Here is a 17,675-nt window from a genome sequence, read left to right on the forward strand (position 1 = left end):
TGGAGCGCTCATGAAAGGAATGGCCGCGGCGAGAGTGCCGGCGGTTTTCGTCATGCCGCTTGCTGCCGCAAGCGACTGTCCCAGCCGGACGATCCCGTCCGCCTGCGCCAGGCCCACCTCTGGAGCGCTGGCGGCGGGCATCCCCGTATCCATCGGCACGGCCGCACCCGACAGCGCGGCCCCCGCCCCTGGCGCGGCCACGGTGCACTTCAGCAAGCTCGGCGCGATCCTGGACGACGCCAAGAGGCGGACGCACTGGTGCGCGGGCGACACGACGGCCGGTGACACCAACACTGAGGAAACCAGGGCGTCCGGCGACACAGCGGTACGTCGTCAACGCGTCCGGCAGCAAGGCCGACCCCGATCGATCGGGGACTGATGACCGGGAACACGGGCGCGGGGACGCGGCGGCCCGCACGAACGGTGGCGGTCTTCCTGGCTGCTTTGCTGCCGGTCGCGGTCGCGGTGGGGGTATATGTGTTCGGCCGCACGCACACACCCGACTACACCAGCGGTCTGTTCGGGCGGCACGGCGCCGGTGTCTACGATCTCAAGGCGCAGCTGGGCAGCGCTCTGATGGCACTCGCGATCGTCCAACTGCTGCTCGGGCTGTGGATGTACCGGCGTCTACCGGGAGCGGGGGCCGCGCCGCACCGGGTGCACCCCACACACCGGCTCATCGGCCTCCTCGCCTTTCTGCTCTCGCTGCCCATCTCCTACCACTGCATCACCGCCTACGGCGTTGAGTTCACGAGCAGCCGAGGGGCGGTGCACTCCATCACGGGCTGCGTCCTGTACGGCGCGTTCGTCGCCAAGGTGCTGGTGGTACGCAGCCGCCGACTGCCCGGTTGGGCGCTTCCGGCCGCCGGCGGCGTCCTGGTCGCCGCCATCGCACTGATGTGGTACACAGCCGCCTTGTGGTTCTTCGCCGGCTCCGCCCCCGGCTTCTCATGAACCGACAGTTCACGGTGGTAAGCGCGGGCAGACCGTGCGGGCGTACCGCATGCGAACCTCACCTGCCTCGGCGTGCCTCTCGGTCTCGCGCGTACTGGAGCGTGATCGAATACGGCATGGCATCGTCCTGGACCGGTGAACGGGTACGCCTACGCGCTGTCGAGCCCGACGACTGGACCGCGTTCGCGCGCTTCGCCGACGATGACGCGCGGCGAGTGGGCCGGCTGGATCTACCGCGGTCCGCCGAGAGCTACCGTGCCTGGGCGAAGGAGCAAGCCGTTGCCACGTGCGACGACGACCGCTTCCGGTTGGCAGTCGAAACGACGGCCAGGGGAGAGCTGGTTGGCGCCGTCGGCTCACATCGCACCGGCCCTCGTTCAGGCTGGTTCGAGTTTGATGTCACGATCGGCGCTGACCACCGGCGCAAGGGCTACGCGTCAGAAGCCGTAGTGCTGCTGATGCGCTTCATGTTTGCCGAGCGGCGCTATCACAAGTGTCTGGGAGCGATCTTCGCCCACAACGAGGCATCGCTGGCGCTCACCCGTCGGCTCGGCTTCACCGAGGAGGGGCGCTTGCGGGAACACGTCTACTTCGCCGGCCGGCACCACGAACTCGTCATGATGGGCATGCTCGCGAACGAGTTCGACCAGCGACACGCGATGAGCGAATCATGAGCTGGGGCCATGAGCGGGTCATCCAAGCGGGTGCGGAACGGCACGCGAACCTGATCAGCGTTCGCTGTTCGCGGGTGGAGGCGGCCTGTCACCGCAAGCAGGCCTGCCCTCAGGTGCGCAAAGTGGCACGCAGGCGCAAGCCGACCGTTGCGAGACCTTCCAAGGTGGTGACCTGATAGCTGGGCTCCGGTCCGGGCGGCTCGCTCAAGTGGTAGCGGCGGGCGGTCTGCGCAGTCAGGAGCGTCAGCATCGCCATGGCCAGAGCGGCTCCCTCGCAGCCGTGCGGCCCGGTGCCGAAGGAGAGGAAGACCCCGGGTTTCTCCGGTGAGCCCGAATCATCGAGCCAGCGCTCGGGCTGGAACCGGTCCGGATCGGAGTGTTCCCGTGCGTCGCGTTGGGCGGTGTAGGGGCAGACGAGAACGGTGGACCCGGCGTCGATGGTGTAGCCGGCCAGCTGAGTCTCTCGCGTGGCGCGCCGGGTCAGTAGCCAGCTCGGGGGGTGCAGTCGCAGCACCTCGCGCACCAGGGCCTGGGTGTATTGCAGACGGTCGAGGTGGGTGCTGGTCGTCGCGGCCGGGTCCGCGGGCAGCAAGGCGGCTTCGGCCGCGACGCGTCCCGCTGCCTGGGGGTATCGGGCCAGGTGGAGCAGGATCCATCCGGCCGCCCGGGAAGGCGTCTCGAAGGTGGCGACGGTGATCCCGGGGAGAGTGTCGATGATGGCCTCTTCCGGCAGCAGGCCGTAGCGGGCGGAGGGCCGGAGCATCTGTCCCAGCATGTCGTCACCGAGCCGGCCCGATGAACGGCGCCGGCGGACGATGGGCCGCAATGCGTTGACGAAGGCGACTTGCTGCCGTGTGCGGAACCGCCGTGCCGGTGTGGGGATCCAGCGCGGCCATACCCAGCGCGAGGGGCGTACGAGCACCTCCCGGGCCAGGAAGAGCTGTGAGGCAAAGGGCAGCAGGGTGGGAGCGTCTTCGGAGAAGAGGTAGCGCACGCCGATCTCTGCCAGGGCGTGTCGGACCGGGGGCAGAATCTCGACGTCCTGGCCCGTGGGCCACTCGTCAGCGAATCGAGCGGCACTGGGTGCGATCTCACCGATCCGGGCCGCAACCGCCTGCGGGCGCAGTCCACGCATGCGGGCGGCATGAGCGCGCGCACGCTCCTCGGACGTCGGTGCTCCGCCCGACCGCTTCAGCGGCGGGAAGAGAGGTGAGGATGCCTTGGGGAAGTCCTGCGCGCGGCGCAGGACCGCTTCGCACGGCTCGGCCGTAGCGGCTACGTAGACCCCCGGCTCCAGCTGCCAGACGTCCCCGCACTCGTCAGCGCCACGGCGAGCCAGGGCAAGCCGGTCGCGGCTCCAGGCCGCGAAGCTGCCATCCGGCAATCGCGGCGGCTCATTCATTCGGCCCATGAGATCGTGCCTGACTCTCGTCCCTGTCCAGGTCGATATCGTCGGCAGCGCGGCTGGGAGCCGGCGGGCACGCGGAGGCGCCCGCCGACAGTGCGGTCAGACCGAGTCGTCGCCGGCGTACGCATCCCATTCATGGGCCCCGTACGCACCGTAGTGGCGGGTGAAGGACAGTCTGCCGAGCAGCTTGGCGATCATGATGTACTCCTCTCGCCTGTCTGAACCCTCCCAGTCGAGGGTTCAGCAAAGAAGTTCCCGCCAGCACTCAATGGCACGCGTACCATTTTTGCACACATGCCCCATATGTCATATCCGGACCATCGGCCACCCGTACGGGTACCTGGCCGCCGGAACCTTCGGCAACGGGTGTAGCGGCCACCGAGCGTGCACATCGGCCCGACGCCGGTCATCGGCCGGATGCCGGCCAGGTTACGGGCCCACACAGTGCGATCCATGCTCGGCAGACTGTGACGTAGGGCCGCGGCGGCAGCGCGGTGATCAACCGGACGAGGGTGAGGTGAGGGATGCCGGGCCGGCCGGGTCAGCGACAGGCCCGTCGAGCGCGCCGTAGTGCGACCGCGTCTTGTCCGAAGCGAGCCGCATCAGGCAGAGCCAGGCGGCGTGTTGCACCAGTGTCCGGTGAAAGGCGCGCACTACCCGCCCCCTTGGCGGTGCCCTCCGTACTCTCTCTGCTCCCTGCTCGCAGCACTGAGCTCCGCCGGTCCGCTGAGCCGGCTGCTCCAGCAGCTCTGCGTCACCGGCCTTGGGGCACTCCCGGCCGTACGGAGCGCCGTCCCCGACGGGCAGTGTCACGACGCGGTCGTGCACCATGGGCCGCGGCCCCTGCGCCGGCCACGAAAGCTCCGCCGACTCCGGCTCTCCGCGCGGGGCGCCATTCGGTGTACCGGACGTGGTCAGCCAACCGAAGTGCATGACCCGTGCCATGAACTCCCGTACGTCGACGGCTTCCACCGCGTCCTTGCTGCCCTTACTCGGGATGACGCCCAGTGCCTCGACGCCGAGAGCGAGTTGGGTCAGCGTGGCGCTGTCCCGCACGGCGACGTGGGGGATGAAACCGGCCCAGCCGTTGTCCTGGGCGGAGGCGGCGATGAGGCCGTCGACCAGGGCGGTGCCGTCACGCATGCTGAAGAGGAGGTGCTGGGTCCCCCCCCCCAACCGAGCCTGCTGACGTCCCAGGACAACCGTTCCTCACGGTGAGTGCCGAAAGGCAGCGAGCCCGGCAAGGTCAGCGCGAGGAGCCAGACGTCGGTCGGCCAGGGGCGACAGCCCTGTCCGACGGTCATGTCGAGCAGGTGCCCATCCTGGCCTTCGCCCCGGCACTGTCCTCCCTCGCCACCGGAGCCGCAGTGGTTTGGCCGTTGCGGCGGCAACTGGCGGGCGTATCGCCGTCGGCCATTGTCCACCCTCGCGTTCCTCCCGCTACGCCGGCTCCGCAGTCACCATGCCCTGTTGCGCCCACACTGTCTTGCCCTGGACGTGGTAACGGACGCCCCAGGCGTCGGCGATGCTTGCGACGATGAACAGGCCGCGGCCCCCTTCATCGATCGCGCGGGCATGCTTGAGGCGCGGGACGCTTGTCCCCGCGTCACGGATCTCGCAGGTCAGACGGTCGTCGAGGATAAGCCGCAGGCGGTACGGCGGGGCACCGTACCGGACCGCGTTGGCAACCAGTTCACTGACGATGAGTTCGGTGGTGAAGGCTTCCTCTTCGCTGATCTTCCAAGCGGCGAGTTGTCTGCGTGCGGCCTTTCGGGCTACTGGGACGGCCGCCAGATCCTCGGCCAGTGCAACCGTCAGCACTCTGTCCGGGGGCAGACCTCGAGCACGCGCCAGCAGCAGCATCTTCTCCGTGTCGTGGCGGCCTCGCAGCGCGTATGAGAGCGTGTCGCAGACTTCGGCCAGGGGTAGCGTCGCTCCTTCCCGCAGCAGTACGCGCAGCGTCGGCGAGTTCGCCAACAGGTCCTCATTGCCGACCGCAAGCGTGCTCCCCGCCGGCATCGTGATCTCAGTGGCGGGGAAGGGGGCGTGATCGGTGCCGGCGAGCACCGGACCTCCCGGAGTCGCCACAGTCTCCGACTCGCCGTCAGGAAGGACGAGATACGGCTGCGGGAGTCCCGCGCGAACGAGCGTGCATGTGTGGTCAACCGAGTCGTAGATCGCGATCAGGCACGCAGCCGTGAGCGGTTCACGGTTCAGAGGGTCTCCCGCCGGCAGCGCTGCCCGTTCTGCGGCCAGTTGCTGGGCGGTGTCGCTCAGCCGTGCCATCAGTTCCTGTGGCTCCAGGTCGAGTGCGGCCAGCGCGTGGATGACGGTCCTGAGCTGTCCCATGGTGGTAGCGGTCGCCACGCCTCGTCCGGCCACGTCTCCGAGTACCAACGCGACGCGGCCGCCCGCCAGTTCGATCGCGTCGAACCATGCGCCTCCGCCGCCCGGACCGGGGATGTGCATCGTGGCCACGTCCACGGTGGAAGGAACCGGCGACTTCTGCGGCAGGAGCCGACGCTTCACCGTTGCCGCGATGGTCCGTTCCCGCGTGTAGCGCCGTGCGTTGTCGATACACAGGGCCGCGTGCGCGCAGACATCCGTCGTCAGCGTGATGTCGTGCTCGTCGAAGGGCTCCTCGTCCCCGTGCCGATAGAAGCTGACCACGCCCAGAGCTTGGCCGCGCACGGTGAGAGGGGCGACGATCAGGGAGTGCGCGTCTGACCGCACGATGGCGTTCGCCCGCGCCGGATCTGCCGATAGCCAGGGGCTGTCTTCGGCCACGCTGAGGAGCCGCGGACGCAGGTCGTTGAGGACGCGCGAGAACGGCGTGCCGTCCGGGAGCCTGCGAACGTCGCCCACCGTGTGTGCCGACACCAGCCCTTTGAATGCGGCGCGCCGCAAAGGCACGTCATGGTCCACCGGAGCCAACGGCGGCTCCTCGCCCCGGAATACGTCCTCGATGACCTCGACCACCACAATGCCTGAGAACACCGGTACGACAGCTTCGACCAACTCCTGGCACACGGACATGACGTCGAGTCGGTCCCCGACGGTTGTGCGGACCCTCTCCAAGACCTCCAACCGGTGCAACGTCCGCGCGCGGTCCGTCACGTCCAGCGCCGAGGCGACCAGGCCCTGAGTTCGGCCGTCACGTCCTTCGACGCGGAGGTACGACAGGGAGTAGACCACGGGATGACCCGTGCCTTCCGATCCTGTGGACCGCACGACACGCTGGAGCGCCGGCTCGCCGCTCGCAAGAACCAGCCGCGCCACCGCACGCTCATTCGCTGGATCCTCAAGCCCGAGGACCGAAGCGAAATCCAGGCCGGCCTGCGTCTCCTTCACGGTCGGCCGTGCCTCGGGCGTACCGGCCCGGGACCTGACGATGCGTAGGTCGCAGTCCAGAACGTACAAGTCCATGGGTGCGTCAGCGAACAACGTCTGCAAGACGGCGAGCTCCCGCTCGGTCGAACCAGAGCCTTCTGCTTCGCGTACCTCCCAGGTCAGCGAAGGACCGGAGAGCACGGGTCGTACCGACACCTCTCCCAGAGCCGTCAGAGCCGCCAGTGTCCCCACGGCCCCGGACCCAGCGGCGCCCTGCCGCACCAGGCCGGCCACGGTGCGCCCCTCGGCATCCGCCTGGGACCAGCCCAGCAGTTCTCCGGCCTGGGCAGACCACTCGAGAATTCGCCCATCGTCAGCGATACGCACGAGGACTGCGCGGGTCGACATGGCACACCTCCGCTTCGGCACGGGCACACGCGCCACTTCCATAGTGATGTGCAGAGGCGCGCTGCTCACTTCGGTTGGCCACCGCACGGAGAGGTGCCGTCGAATGGCGCTGGTCACGAAGAGTCGGCAAGCAGATGCGCAAGGTTCGGGCGGGCTGCCCCCGCCACCTCGGAGGCCGTACGACTGGGACGAGGACGACCCCGCGGCCAACCTGCGCACGCTGCTGCGAGCTGTCCACGGGAGGCCGGTGAACATGGTGACGGTTCTGGCTGGTGGTGGCGTCCTACGCCCAGCGCGATGAGGGGGTGGCTGCGGCCCTGGCCCACCAGCACGAATGGGTGGTCGGCCGCTTTACCGCCGTGAATGCCGCAGGCGTCGACCGCACGGAATCCTCCAGTGATCTCCAGCCCGGCACGCGCGCTGTGGCGCTGGTCAAAAAGCCCTTCCGCTCGGACCAGAAGGCTGATCAGGTATGTCAGATTATCTTTACCCTTTACCTCCTGCGGAGCGTGACATTCGGGGTTGTGGGCTGGCTTCCTGAAGATCTGCCGGTTCGCTCCGCCCGCGCAGCTGCCCCTGTACGGCATCGACCGCTTCCCGTGCCGGCTCGGCGGCCAGGGGTGCCGCGCGTGCGGACGGGACGAACGCCCCACCGGCCGGGGCGAGAGCGACGGGGTGCGTGGTGCGGTCGAACAGGGGTGTGAAGCCGGCTTTTCGCCGCCGTGAAACCGCCCGCGTCCGCCACCGCGACGACGGCCTCCCTCTGCCGTGGATCCATCATCCGCCCCGGCCCGGCAGCGCTCCGTTCGGTGCGAAGGCGATCTCGGCGGCGTGCCGGGGATCTCGCACCGCCACCCCGCCCAGCGACTGGACGCGTTCGGCGATGGTGTCGATGATTTCGAGCTGATCTCCCGCATGCTTGTCCAGGACCAGGTGCAGCTGGTAGAAGGTCGCTCCGCGCATCAGCCAGTGGTGCTTCTTGTAGAGGCCGTAAAGGATCTGCGTGTCCGCCAGGACCTTGTTCAGGCGCTGGCAGGAGTACATCCGCGCCTCATAGGACAGCGCGACCGGGAACTGCTTGACGGTCCCGGACTCCTGGATCACCTCGCCCTTCTGGCGCAGCCAGGGCCGGCTGCCGTGCGCGGATGGGGAGTTGGTGGTCGTGATCTGCCTCCTGCGGTGCCGTGCTGTGCGTCCCGATGACGCTAGGTGCCCGGTCGGGGGGCGGCTTGACCAGCAGCGCATGCGGTGGTGCCCGCCGGCGCACTGTGTTCGGTGCCGGTCCTCGGCGTTCACTCACAGGCAAGCCTCCGTGCGCTGGTGGACCTCGGCCGCGGTCCGGCGGCTCTAGCGTCAGCGGAACAGTCCGTGTCCGGAGAGCCGGCGGAACGAGGAGAGGCATGAGCGCGAACGAGCAGGCGGATGTGGTGGTCGTAGGCCTGGGGCCGGGCGGCGAGTACGTCGCGGGCACGCTGGCCGAAGCGGGACTGGAAGTGCTGGGGGTCGAGGCGGAACTCGTCGGCGGCGAGTGTCCGTACTGGGGATGCGTGCCCAGCAAGATGATGATCCGGGCCGGGAACCTGCTCGCCGAGGCGGGCCGGGTCACCGCCCTCGCCGGCGAGGCGGTCGTGACTCCGGACTGGACCAGGGTCGCCGGACGTATCCGCGACGAGGCCACCGACGACTGGAACGACCAGGTGGCCGCGGACCGCTTCGCGGCGAAGGGCGGCCGGCTCGTCCGGGGAACGGGTCGCCTCGCCGGGCCGCGCCGCGTGACGGTCGGTGACCGCACCTTCGAGACCCGGCGCGGTGTCGTACTGGCCACCGGCACCCGGCCCCGGATCCCACCGGTGCCGGGACTGGAGGGAACCCCGTACTGGACCAACCGGGACGCCATGGCGGCCAAGGACCTGCCCGCGTCCATGCTCGTGCTCGGCGGGGGTGCCATCGGCGTCGAACTCGCTCAGGTCTTCGCCCGCTTCAAGTGCGCGGTCACGCTGGTCGAGGGGCAGGACCGGCTGCTGTCGCAGGAGGAGCCCGAAGCGGGGGAGCTGGCCGCGGACGCGCTGCGCGCGGACGGTGTCACCGTCTTCACAGGTGCGCGGGCGCGGCAGGTCAGCCACGACGGTACCGAGTTCACCGTGCGTCTTGAGGGCAACGAGCAACCGCTGAGTGCCGAACGGCTTCTGGTCGCCACCGGACGCCACGCCGACCTGACCTCGCTGGCGGTCGGCACGGTGGGGCTCGATCCGACCGCGGGAGTCATATCCACGGACGCGCAGATGCGGGCCGGGGAGGGGTTGTGGGCGGTCGGCGACATCACCGGGCGGGGAGCCTTCACCCATGTGTCGATGTACCAGGCGGAGATCGCCGTCCGGGACATCCTCGGGCAGCCCGGGCCCGACGCCGACTACCGGGCGCTGCCCCGCGTCACCTTCACCGATCCGGAGATCGGCGCCGTGGGTCTGACCGAGCGTCAGGCGCGAGAGAAGGGACTGCGCCTGCGCACCAGCGTGGTGACCGTCGCTTCCTCCACACGCGGCTGGATCCACGGACCGGGCAACGAGGGGTTCATCAAGCTCGTCGAGGACGCCGACCGGGGCGTGCTGATCGGTGCGACCTCCGCGGGGCCGGTGGGCGGAGAGGTGCTGTACGGACTGAACGTGGCCGTCCATGCCGAGGTGCCCGTCGACCGGCTTCAGCACATGATCTACACCTATCCCACCTTCCACCGGACGATCGAGGCGGCCCTCGGAGCCCTCCGCTGAACCGCGCCCCGACCATGCAGGCGGACCCCGGTGCCAGGCGGTGGCGCACCATGGTGGGCCGCAACCCCGGCGAGCCGCACCGGTCCGTCACCTCGCTGGAACTCTTCTTCGACCTCTGCTTCGTCATTGCGGTGGCGCAGGCGTCCACGAGCCTGCACGGGGCGCTGACGGAGGGGGACTACGCCGGCGGTGCGCTGCACTTCGCACTGGTCTTCTTCACCATCTGGTGGGCGTGGATGAACTTCACCTGGTTCGCCTCCGCCTACGACCCGGACGACGTCCCCTATCGGCTGACGGTGCTGGTGCAGATCACGGGTTCGCTCGTCCTCGCCGCCGGCGTGGGCCGCGCGTTCGAGGACGGGGATCTGCACGTCATCACGCTCGGGTACGTCGTACTGCGGACGGCGTTGGCCGCGCTCTGGCTGCGCGCCGCGCTGTCCGATCCCCCTCGGCGGAGGACCGCGCTGCGCTTCGCCACCGGGGTGACGGTGTGTCAGCTCGGCTGGGTGGGGCTGCTCTTCGTCCCGGTGCCGGTGCGGCTGACCGGCATCGTGGTGATGATCGTGGCCGAGGTGTCCGTTCCGGTCTGGGCGCAGTCGGCCGGGATGACGCCCTGGCATCCGCACCACATCGCCGAGCGCTACGAACTGTTCACCCTGATCGTCCTCGGCGAGTCCGTTGCCGCCGCCACCGTCGCCGTCCGCAGCGCCTTCGACCGGCACCACGGCACCGGTTCGCTGTACGCGCTGGCGGCAGGCGGCCTGCTCATGGCCTACGCCATGTGGTGGCTGTATTTCGCCAGACCCGCACACACCCTGCTCGCCACGACGCACCAGGCCCACCGCAGCAGATTCCTCTGGGCCTACGGCCACTACCTCGTCTTCACCTCGGCGACCGCCGAGGGCGCCGGTCTGGCCGCGTACGCCGACCACGTCACGCGTCGCACCGGGGCCTCGGCGACCGCCGCCGGCGCCGCGGTCACTGTTCCGGCGGCCGTCTTCCTGATCACCGTCTGGGTGGTGCACCTGCGGCCACACCAAAAGAGCGTGGCCGAGCGGATCCCGTTTCCCGCCGTCGCGGTCGGTGTCCTGGCGGCCGCCTGGTCCCCGGCACCCGCGCTCCTCACCGGTGCGCTCCTGGCGGCCTTGGTCCTCGTGGTCACTGTGCGGCGCCGGTGACAAGGCCCGATGCGGGGTCCTCGATCTCGACGGTCGTGGCCCCGGCCTGCTTCGCACCGAAACGCTGCACCTCGGGGTCGATCGCCTGGTATGCGCCGACCACGAGCGCCCAGGAGGGTTTGTCCTTCCAGGCGGCCGCCGAGGCCGGTTCCGTGAACGCTGCGACGGAGTGCGACCGCGGGTTACGTTCCCTCGACGGTGGGGTACGTCGCCTGTTTCAGGTTGCTGCCGAGCGGTGGGTCGGGGGAGCGCCCTTGCAACTCGCCGAGGCTCTCGCCCTCTTCGAGGACGTGTGCCGCTACGTCATGGATCGGCATGGGCACCCCTGCTGCTGTCCGCGCAGTTCGCCGTGCTCGCCGTATGCACCGTTCTGACCGTGCCGGCGTTCACGGACGAGCTCACGTTCCAACTGCTGCTCGGCCTCACCCTCCTGCGGGGATGCGGCACTGCTCCGATGGCCCCGGCCTGGCAGGCGATCCAGCCGGAGCTCGTGGAACGCCGCCAGTTGGGACAGGCGGCCGCGCTCGGCGCCGTGAACATGAACCTGGCCTGCGCTCCTCGGCCCGGCAGTCGGCGGAGCGGTGATCGCGGCAGTGGGCGCGGGCTGGGTCTTCGCCTTCAACGCCGCGTCCTACCTCGGCGTCGCCGCCGTTCTCACGCTCTGGAAGAGGCTGCCGACCCAGGTCCGTCGAGTCCTGCTGCGTACGGTGCTGTTCATACCCGGCGGCGCCGCGCTGCGGTCGCTGTTTCCCCTGGTCGCGAGCCGTTCTCTGGGCCTGAGCTCGGGAGGGTACGGGCTGCTGCTCGGCGCGGTCGGTGCCGGTGCCGTCGGCAGGGCTTCGTGACGACTTCGTGGTGGGCGGGACGGCTGTATGCCTCACCGGTTGCGAGGACTCTGCCCACGTCATGACGAGTGGCCGGACGGCGGTTCTTCGAACCCGGTGGTCGGCGGGCCCGAGGCCGTGCCGGGCGACCGGCCGTCGTTGATCGAGTGGCCCGGGAGCGGTGGCCACCCCTTCGGTCGTTCTTCAGCACGAGGGGATCGCGCGCCCTCGCGGACAGGAAGGTCCGACGCCGAGGGAGGCGTCCCTTGCATGGTGCGGCCTGCCCTGGGTGTCGCAAGGAGATGTACGTATGCGCCGCGTCCCGGGCCTCATCACGCGGCCCACCCTCCAGGAGGCCTCCGTCGTACCCGCTCGCCCGGGCCCCGGCCCTGCAACGGAACTTGGGGCGGGTGGTGGCCGGGGCCGCCGGCCTTCAGGTCCGGCAGATCACCGTGCCCGACTTCGAGGGGCGATGAAGAAGAGGATGACCGTGAGGAAACTGCTACGGCTGTGCCGCACTGACGTGATCGCGGTGTCCGACCTCATGTGGCTCTGACGTCGGTCCACACACACCGAGCCTTCGCCGCGGCTGGCCCGCTCGTACGAGCCTGAGCCCCCATACCGGTCTCGTACGACGTGGCGGCGGGCGGTCTGTTCGGGTGAGCTGTCAGTGGCGACGTATGCCGTCCTTTGCATGACCAGTTCGCCGAACTCCATTGACAATGCATGGGTGTTGGAGGCCACCATCCGGACAGCGTCGGCCGCCGATCCTCAAGGGCAGCAGCAACTCGACAGGCTCCGCCCGATCGCCTCGTACGACCCTGAGACCGAGACGTGGCATGCATGCCTCGGCGCGCTCGACCTGGCGGTGTGCAACTGCTGCAGACCCTCCTCGACACCGCGCGCGTCCACGGCACCGATGTGTGCCTCACGCCTGTGGTGGTTCCGGCATACTGGGACGGCCCCGTCTTCACGAGGGGGCCGGACGTGGCCGCTCTGCTGGAGGCGCAGGCCGACCGCGGTCGGCCGCTCGGTCAATTGTCTCTGGCCTGAGGACCCGCGCCGGGTGAGGACTGCCGGCGCCGGCCTTCGTCCTGGCCCGTGACGGTGTCTCCCTCGACCAGGCGCACCCGCTGCAGGTCACCCGCTGGGCCGACGACGCCGATGCCGCGGCCGATCCGGCGGTCCTGCTCAGAATCCTGATCACCGCGGCGCAGCGCCGCCTGTCCAACGGGAGCCCGTCGTGATGGGACGCGACGTCATACTCAACGAACTCGCCCAGGGACTGCGCCCGATGCCACAAGGCATCGAGTGGTTCGACGGTCTCGGCCCGGAGGAACAGTCCGAGGTGCTGCTTTTCCTGCGCCATCACTGCGTCCAGGCTCGCGCTGTCGACGAGGACGGACCGGAGAGCATCCGCCGTGCCGGACTACGCCCGACGCACACCCCTGCGGTACTGATCACCCGCGGCCGGATCGACCAGCAACTGGGGAAGATCGCCGCCCTCACCCCAGTCGACGAACGCCGTAAGGCGTTCCGCCTGCTGATCGCGCTGCTCGCAATTGCGGACGCCCGGCGCCGCGAGCGCTTCTGCTCCAGCGGATGCGGTCACTGGTGGCACCAGCTGCCCCCCGCTGATCCCGCCGCCCGTTCAAGGAACTCGGACGGTTCTTCGTGAAGCCCACCTGAGCAGGCTGCATCGAGAACACCCGGTGCAGACACACCGACTGGGCCGTGTCGGCGGCTCACACAGCGTGTGGTCGCGGGAGTCAGTTCAAATGGACTGGTCGCCGCGGATCGGGGCATGGGCAACGCACGGCGTCGTGTGCCAGGGTGGCCGACATGGATTGGCAGTCTGAGAGCCCGGAACTCTGGACGTTCCTGGAGTCACTGCACCGCGGCGAGATCCTGACCGGCACCGTCGCGGCGATTGAACGGTATGGGGTCTTCGTGGCTCTGGACGGCGGCCCCGACCATCCCGCGTTTCCCGGCGTCGGGTTCATCACGATCCCCGAACTGTCCTGGCGGCACAACGACGCTCCCAACGATGTCGTTCAGGTCGGACAGCGTGTTGCGTGCGAGTTCCTCCAGTTCGACACCCACAACGCGGAAGCCAGGCTGTCCTTGCGCGCACTGCAGCCCGACCCCTTCCGGGCCTTCGCCGACCACACCGGGGCGGGCCGGGAACTGCGCGGGACGGTCGAAAAGGTGCTTTCCTTCGGCGCCTTCGTCAACCTTGAGGACGGAGTCGTTGGGCTGGTCCCCTTCAGAGAGGGCCACGGCCGGCCTGCGACTGATCGGTCAGAAGGCTTCGAGGCCGGTGAGGAGATCGCCGTCGTCGTCACGGACATCGAGTTGCCACAACGACGGGTGTACCTCTCCAGGGCAGAGGGTGCCCGGCAGGCAAGTGTCGCGCCGCCTACGTGACTCCTCCGCCCCTGGTCTTTCCCGGTCCCTGCCGGGGCGAATATCAGGGGAGACACACCAACCTCGGGGTCGGGCGGGGTGCGGCATTGCAGGGGCTGTGAGGCGCACGCCGGCCGGCGCGCGGGGCAGTCTGCTTGTCATGCCTCGTGCGACTGCGGGGGCTGCGCTGGTTTCGGAGTGATGAATACCGCGAGGCAGCGGAACTCGCCTCCTGGGCCCTCCAGTTGGGTGTACGGGCGCCAGGCGAGCGTGTAGGCGCCACGCAGCACTCGGGTGTTGTCCGGGAAGGAGCCGCCGGCCCACAGCAACGTGCCGCTCAGCTCGCGGCCGTGATGGATGCGGAACTGCTCGTCCCTGGTGGGCATCCTGCGCTGCCTGGGGCGCCACAGGGACGTCTCGTTCGTGATGAGCAGGGCCAGCCCGTTCTGGTCCTCGCGGTCGCAGAAGCGTTCCAGCCTTCCTACGTCCCGCAGGAAGTCCCTACGCGCGACGTCCGGCGCGTTGTGCCCGCGCAGGGAGTACTCCTCGGGAGGCGTCCCTGCTGTGCCCGACCACTGCCGGGTCACGTACTTGAACTCGACGGCCGTACGGCCCGCAGGCCCCAGGCACAGCAGGTCCAGGTACTCCGACGCGTCGCCCCCGCGCACTGGGACCTCTAGACGGCACCTGGCCTCACGCATGACCTCGCCCACCGCGAGGGCGAAGCTGTGCTGGAGATCGGCCTCGGAGTGGAACACCGGCCGCCGCGCGCGCAGACACGCCAGGACTTCGTCCAGCGCAGCGCTACCCGCGATCGTCTCCAGGGCGGCGGGCCAAGGCGTGGGCGTGGGCGTGGCCATGGAGCCATTGAAGCCTGTGCGGCCTGCCCGCGTCAGCCCCTGGCCGATCACCGCCGACAGGACGTCGGCCGGCCTCCCCGCGCGCAGGCCGAAGCGCTCATGAGCCGCGTCAGCGTGTGGCTGGCCTTCAGCCGCACGACGGTCGGATCGCACACGGTCCTGGAGGGTCGGCGTCCGCGCAGCTCGGGCCACCCGGAGGCGAGTTGCACGCTGTAGAGGGTGGGGAACCACACCCGGGTCCGTCCGGCCGGGAGCCGGTGTTCGCGCCGATCCCGACCGACGCCCACGTCAGCCAGTCGCGCACGACGTCGGCCTCGGTGGTCGACGGGCACGGCGCCCACGACGCCGACAGTCGGCGCGCGGCGAACAAGGACTCCAGCGCGGCCCGGCGCCATGGCAAATCCCTGCGAAATAGCCTCTGACCTGTGAAAATGAGGGCAGGGCACAGGTGCCAGAGCCATACCCGGCTTACTTTCCGGCCTTGCTCTGAGACATACGCAGTGACCTGAACGCCGCCCGGAGTTCGTTCGTGAAGATGCCCGGAACTTCCCAGGCCGCGAAGTGGCCGCCGTTGTCGACCTTGTGGTAGTAGAAGAGGTCGTGATAGGCGCGTGACGCCCAGCTTCGAGGGGCCTGGTAGATCTCGCCGGGGAAGACCGTGATGGCGGCCGGGATGGACACCGAAACGGCGTTGAAATTGTTGGCGTTGTTCTCCCAGTAAAGGCGCGACGAGGAGACGGCGGTGTTCGTCACCCAGTAGAGGGTGATGTCGTTGAGCATCTCGTCCTTGGTGAGTACGCGCTCGGGGTGGCCGCCGCTGTACGTCCATGCCGCGAACTTGTCGTACATCCAGGCGGCCAGTCCGACGGGCGAGTCTGTCAGTCCGTATCCCTCGGTCTGCGGACGGGTGACCATCATGGCCGAGTAGCCGGATCCAGTCTTGTAGAAGGTGGCCAGCTTGTCGTAGGCGGCCTTCTCGTCGGGGCCGAGATCGGCTGGAACCGGGTAACCGCAGGCGAGTTTCTGCGCGATGTCGGGAGGGACGGTGGCCGGGAAATTGACGTGGATCCCGAGCAGCCCTGGAGGCTTGTGTACGGCCATCTTGTCTGAAATCACGGCACCCCAGTCACCGCCCTGGGAAACGTAGTGCTTGTATCCAAGACGCTCCATCAGCACGACCCAGGCGCGCGCGATGCGGTCGGGATTCCACCCCGTAGTCGTCGGCCGCTCCGAGAATCCGTAACCGGGCATCGACGGGATGACGAGGTGAAAGGCGTCCTCGGCGCGCCCTCCGTGGGCTGTGGGGTCGCTGAGCGGCCCGATGACCTTCAAAAACTCCAGAATGGAGCCCGGCCAGCCGTGAGTCAAGATGATCGGCAGGGCGTTCGCGTGGCGAGAGCGAACGTGGATGAAATGTATGTCCAGACCGTCGATCTCCGTCATGTATTGCGGCAGAGAGTTGAGTTTCTCCTCGATATTCCGCCAGCTGTACGCCGTTGACCAGTAATGGGCGAGTTCCTTCATCGTGGCCAGCTGGACACCCTGGGACTGATCGCGGACGGTTTCCCGGTCAGGCCACCGCGTGGCCTTGATGCGTCGACGCAGATCAGCCAGATCCGTCTCCGGAATGTTCACGTGGAAGGGGCGGATGCTCTTCCTCTCACTTGCTGAGATTGGCTTACCTGAATATTCCCAGGATCGTAGGCCGAGAGCCCCTGTCGCCGCCACGGTCACAGCGGCGGCCGAAGTGGAGATGAACTTTCGACGGGAGTACGAACGGAGAAATTCGGGCATGGCGGATCTCCTTGAACTATTTCTGAGTCCGGAGTCGCGGAATATGCGGAGAGGCGTGAGTGCTTCCTCGATGAGGTCCATACTCGCTGGCGCGAACAGGAATTCTGTGCACGCTGAGTTACTGCACCGCAGGTGAACTGAATCAAGCTTGGAGTCGCGGGAAACCTAGCGCTCATACGACACAACAGGTTTATTACTGCCCGTAACGCTATCTTCCTCTCTGTGAGCAAGCAACTCGGTCGAGGGCACCAGGTGCGCGAGATCATCCGACGGGCTCGCGCCGGCGAGAACCAGAAGGTGATCGCCGAGGAGTTGATCGCCGAGGAGTTCGGCATCTCACAGACGCACGTCTCGAACCTCAAGAACGGCAAGGCTTGGTGGCGGATCACATAGCGTCGTCGGCCTGCTCGCAGGCGGCCTGCCTCCCGGAGCAGGCCGTACACGGGTACCGCGCGATCTACCGGGAGCAAGTCTTCGCCGATCTCGACCCGGGCGAGCCACCCCGCCTGACACAGGTTGCGGACCGCTGGGCAACGCTGACCGCCGAGGACACCTACCTGGACGGGCTCCGTGCCCTGGTGGACGGTCTCCGGACTCCCGGTTGACTTGCTCAGACGCTCAATCCACACCCGCCGCACCCGTCGTTCCGGAAAAGAACACTCCCTCGGGCGATAAGCCCCCCACGACCAGGGGACCTCCGGTTCAACAGCGGCTTGACCTCGACCTCCCCGAGATCGCTGACAGAGCCGAGTCGGGTCTGGCGCAAGTTCCGTGAACTGGTCGCGCGTTGTAGTTGTTGATCTTCTATCGGGCGTGTGGAAGGCGCCTCGAAATCGCTCCTCCCGCGGGTGACACGGCCGACATTCAGTGGCCGTGAACGAGGTGTTGTCCCGGATTCAGCAGGCTCTTGCGAGGAACCCCAGGGCTTCAGCCCTGGGAGGAATCGCATCCTCGTGGTCGCGGCGCGGAGCGCCGTGGTGTCGTTTGTGCCTGCTCGGCGGCGAAGCGGCCGGGTGTCGTGCCGGGCGGGCCGGTGCTGCATCACGCACTGGCGGGTTCACTCGGTCGGGT

Annotated in this window: 15 protein-coding genes and 4 pseudogenes; 12 read left to right on the top strand and 7 right to left on the bottom strand. The window is 68.5% G+C overall.

The features are described from left to right. Nucleotides 1-378 precede the first annotated feature (378 nt). Together ACZ69M_RS38480 and ACZ69M_RS38485 are read left to right on the top strand one after the other, a co-directional pair. The gene (locus tag ACZ69M_RS38480) at nt 379-954 is read left to right on the top strand and encodes a DUF6529 family protein (protein ID WP_470057377.1); all 576 of its coding nucleotides are present in this window, start codon (nt 379-381) and stop codon (nt 952-954) included. 101 nt (nt 955-1,055) lie between these two features. Beyond that, nucleotides 1,056-1,628 (top strand): GNAT family N-acetyltransferase, encoded by a 573-nt coding sequence (locus ACZ69M_RS38485; protein WP_470057379.1) that lies wholly within the window; start codon nt 1,056-1,058, stop codon nt 1,626-1,628. 109 nt (nt 1,629-1,737) lie between these two features. On the opposite strand, the gene ACZ69M_RS38490 is transcribed toward ACZ69M_RS38485, so the two are convergent. The 4 genes and pseudogenes from ACZ69M_RS38490 to ACZ69M_RS38505 form a co-directional block, all read right to left on the bottom strand. Further along, nucleotides 1,738-3,012, bottom strand: coding sequence for a cytochrome P450 (locus ACZ69M_RS38490; protein WP_470057381.1), 1,275 nt, complete (start codon nt 3,010-3,012; stop codon nt 1,738-1,740). Between the two features lie 522 nt (nt 3,013-3,534). Beyond that, nucleotides 3,535-4,179 carry an RraA family protein gene (locus ACZ69M_RS38495; RefSeq protein ID WP_470057383.1) on the bottom strand — a complete coding sequence of 215 codons (645 nt, stop codon included), beginning with the start codon at nt 4,177-4,179 and terminating at the stop codon, nt 3,535-3,537. Nucleotides 4,180-4,476: 297 nt separating this feature from the next. Beyond that, the gene (locus ACZ69M_RS38500; protein WP_470057385.1) at nt 4,477-6,774 is read right to left on the bottom strand and encodes an ATP-binding SpoIIE family protein phosphatase; all 2,298 of its coding nucleotides are present in this window, start codon (nt 6,772-6,774) and stop codon (nt 4,477-4,479) included. Between the two features lie 807 nt (nt 6,775-7,581). Next, nucleotides 7,582-7,941 (bottom strand): annotated as a pseudogene (locus tag ACZ69M_RS38505) (Dps family protein); the annotation flags it as partial. A 233-nt stretch (nt 7,942-8,174) separates the two neighbouring features. Here ACZ69M_RS38505 and ACZ69M_RS38510 point away from each other — a divergent pair. Both ACZ69M_RS38510 and ACZ69M_RS38515 read left to right on the top strand, forming a co-directional pair. Beyond that, nucleotides 8,175-9,542, top strand: coding sequence for a dihydrolipoyl dehydrogenase family protein (locus ACZ69M_RS38510; RefSeq protein WP_470057387.1), 1,368 nt, complete (start codon nt 8,175-8,177; stop codon nt 9,540-9,542). Nucleotides 9,543-9,592: 50 nt separating this feature from the next. Further along, on the top strand, nt 9,593-10,720 hold the full coding sequence (locus tag ACZ69M_RS38515; RefSeq protein WP_470057389.1) for a low temperature requirement protein A: 1,128 nt from the start codon (nt 9,593-9,595) through the stop codon (nt 10,718-10,720). A 19-nt stretch (nt 10,721-10,739) separates the two neighbouring features. On the opposite strand, the pseudogene ACZ69M_RS38520 reads toward ACZ69M_RS38515, so the two are convergent. After that, nucleotides 10,740-11,022, bottom strand: a pseudogene (locus ACZ69M_RS38520) (alpha/beta hydrolase); the annotation flags it as partial. 74 nt (nt 11,023-11,096) lie between these two features. Between ACZ69M_RS38520 and ACZ69M_RS38525 the strand changes: the two are divergent. From ACZ69M_RS38525 to ACZ69M_RS38545, 5 genes and pseudogenes are all read left to right on the top strand, one after another. After that, a pseudogene (locus tag ACZ69M_RS38525) lies at nt 11,097-11,216 on the top strand (MFS transporter); the annotation flags it as partial. Nucleotides 11,217-11,301: 85 nt separating this feature from the next. Beyond that, nucleotides 11,302-11,565, top strand: coding sequence for an MFS transporter (locus ACZ69M_RS38530; protein WP_470057391.1), 264 nt, complete (start codon nt 11,302-11,304; stop codon nt 11,563-11,565). Nucleotides 11,566-12,414: 849 nt separating this feature from the next. After that, complete coding sequence (locus ACZ69M_RS38535) at nt 12,415-12,597, top strand: hypothetical protein (protein WP_470057393.1); 183 nt, start codon at nt 12,415-12,417, stop codon at nt 12,595-12,597. Between the two features lie 193 nt (nt 12,598-12,790). After that, nucleotides 12,791-13,222: a DUF5958 family protein gene (locus ACZ69M_RS38540; protein ID WP_470057395.1), complete on the top strand. Its 432-nt coding sequence runs from the start codon at nt 12,791-12,793 to the stop codon at nt 13,220-13,222. Between the two features lie 164 nt (nt 13,223-13,386). Beyond that, entirely contained in the window at nt 13,387-13,971 is a 585-nt protein-coding gene (locus ACZ69M_RS38545) for a S1 RNA-binding domain-containing protein (protein ID WP_470057415.1), read from the top strand. Nucleotides 13,972-14,108: 137 nt separating this feature from the next. On the opposite strand, the gene ACZ69M_RS38550 is transcribed toward ACZ69M_RS38545, so the two are convergent. Continuing rightward, entirely contained in the window at nt 14,109-14,810 is a 702-nt protein-coding gene (locus tag ACZ69M_RS38550) for a hypothetical protein (protein WP_470057397.1), read from the bottom strand. Nucleotides 14,811-15,067: 257 nt separating this feature from the next. On the opposite strand from ACZ69M_RS38550, the gene ACZ69M_RS38555 reads away from it, so the two are divergent. Then, the gene (locus tag ACZ69M_RS38555; RefSeq protein ID WP_470057399.1) at nt 15,068-15,232 is read left to right on the top strand and encodes a hypothetical protein; all 165 of its coding nucleotides are present in this window, start codon (nt 15,068-15,070) and stop codon (nt 15,230-15,232) included. A gap of 46 nt (nt 15,233-15,278) precedes the next feature. On the opposite strand, the gene ACZ69M_RS38560 is transcribed toward ACZ69M_RS38555, so the two are convergent. Next, nucleotides 15,279-16,604 carry an epoxide hydrolase family protein gene (locus ACZ69M_RS38560; protein WP_470057401.1) on the bottom strand — a complete coding sequence of 442 codons (1,326 nt, stop codon included), beginning with the start codon at nt 16,602-16,604 and terminating at the stop codon, nt 15,279-15,281. A 222-nt stretch (nt 16,605-16,826) separates the two neighbouring features. Here ACZ69M_RS38560 and ACZ69M_RS38565 point away from each other — a divergent pair, with 222 nt between their 5' ends. Continuing rightward, nucleotides 16,827-16,997 (top strand): hypothetical protein, encoded by a 171-nt coding sequence (locus tag ACZ69M_RS38565; protein ID WP_470057403.1) that lies wholly within the window; start codon nt 16,827-16,829, stop codon nt 16,995-16,997. Nucleotides 16,998-17,029: 32 nt separating this feature from the next. Then, a pseudogene (locus ACZ69M_RS38570) lies at nt 17,030-17,209 on the top strand (TetR/AcrR family transcriptional regulator); the annotation flags it as partial. Nucleotides 17,210-17,675: the final 466 nt, after the last annotated feature.

This window comes from Streptomyces sp. NPDC107454 (assembly GCF_055582885.1).

What these genes read in the sequence shown, in the direction of transcription:
- ACZ69M_RS38515 (WP_470057389.1), top strand. Translation starts at nt 9,593, where the DNA reads ATGGTGGGCCGCAACCCCGGCGAGCCGCACCGGTCCGTCACCTCGCTG.
- ACZ69M_RS38550 (WP_470057397.1), bottom strand. Translation starts at nt 14,810, where the DNA reads ATGGCCACGCCCACGCCCACGCCTTGGCCCGCCGCCCTGGAGACGATC.
- ACZ69M_RS38495 (WP_470057383.1), bottom strand. Translation starts at nt 4,179, where the DNA reads ATGCGTGACGGCACCGCCCTGGTCGACGGCCTCATCGCCGCCTCCGCC.
- ACZ69M_RS38510 (WP_470057387.1), top strand. Translation starts at nt 8,175, where the DNA reads ATGAGCGCGAACGAGCAGGCGGATGTGGTGGTCGTAGGCCTGGGGCCG.
- ACZ69M_RS38560 (WP_470057401.1), bottom strand. Translation starts at nt 16,604, where the DNA reads ATGCCCGAATTTCTCCGTTCGTACTCCCGTCGAAAGTTCATCTCCACT.
- ACZ69M_RS38540 (WP_470057395.1), top strand. Translation starts at nt 12,791, where the DNA reads ATGGGACGCGACGTCATACTCAACGAACTCGCCCAGGGACTGCGCCCG.
- ACZ69M_RS38545 (WP_470057415.1), top strand. Translation starts at nt 13,387, where the DNA reads ATGGATTGGCAGTCTGAGAGCCCGGAACTCTGGACGTTCCTGGAGTCA.
- ACZ69M_RS38500 (WP_470057385.1), bottom strand. Translation starts at nt 6,774, where the DNA reads ATGTCGACCCGCGCAGTCCTCGTGCGTATCGCTGACGATGGGCGAATT.
- ACZ69M_RS38480 (WP_470057377.1), top strand. Translation starts at nt 379, where the DNA reads ATGACCGGGAACACGGGCGCGGGGACGCGGCGGCCCGCACGAACGGTG.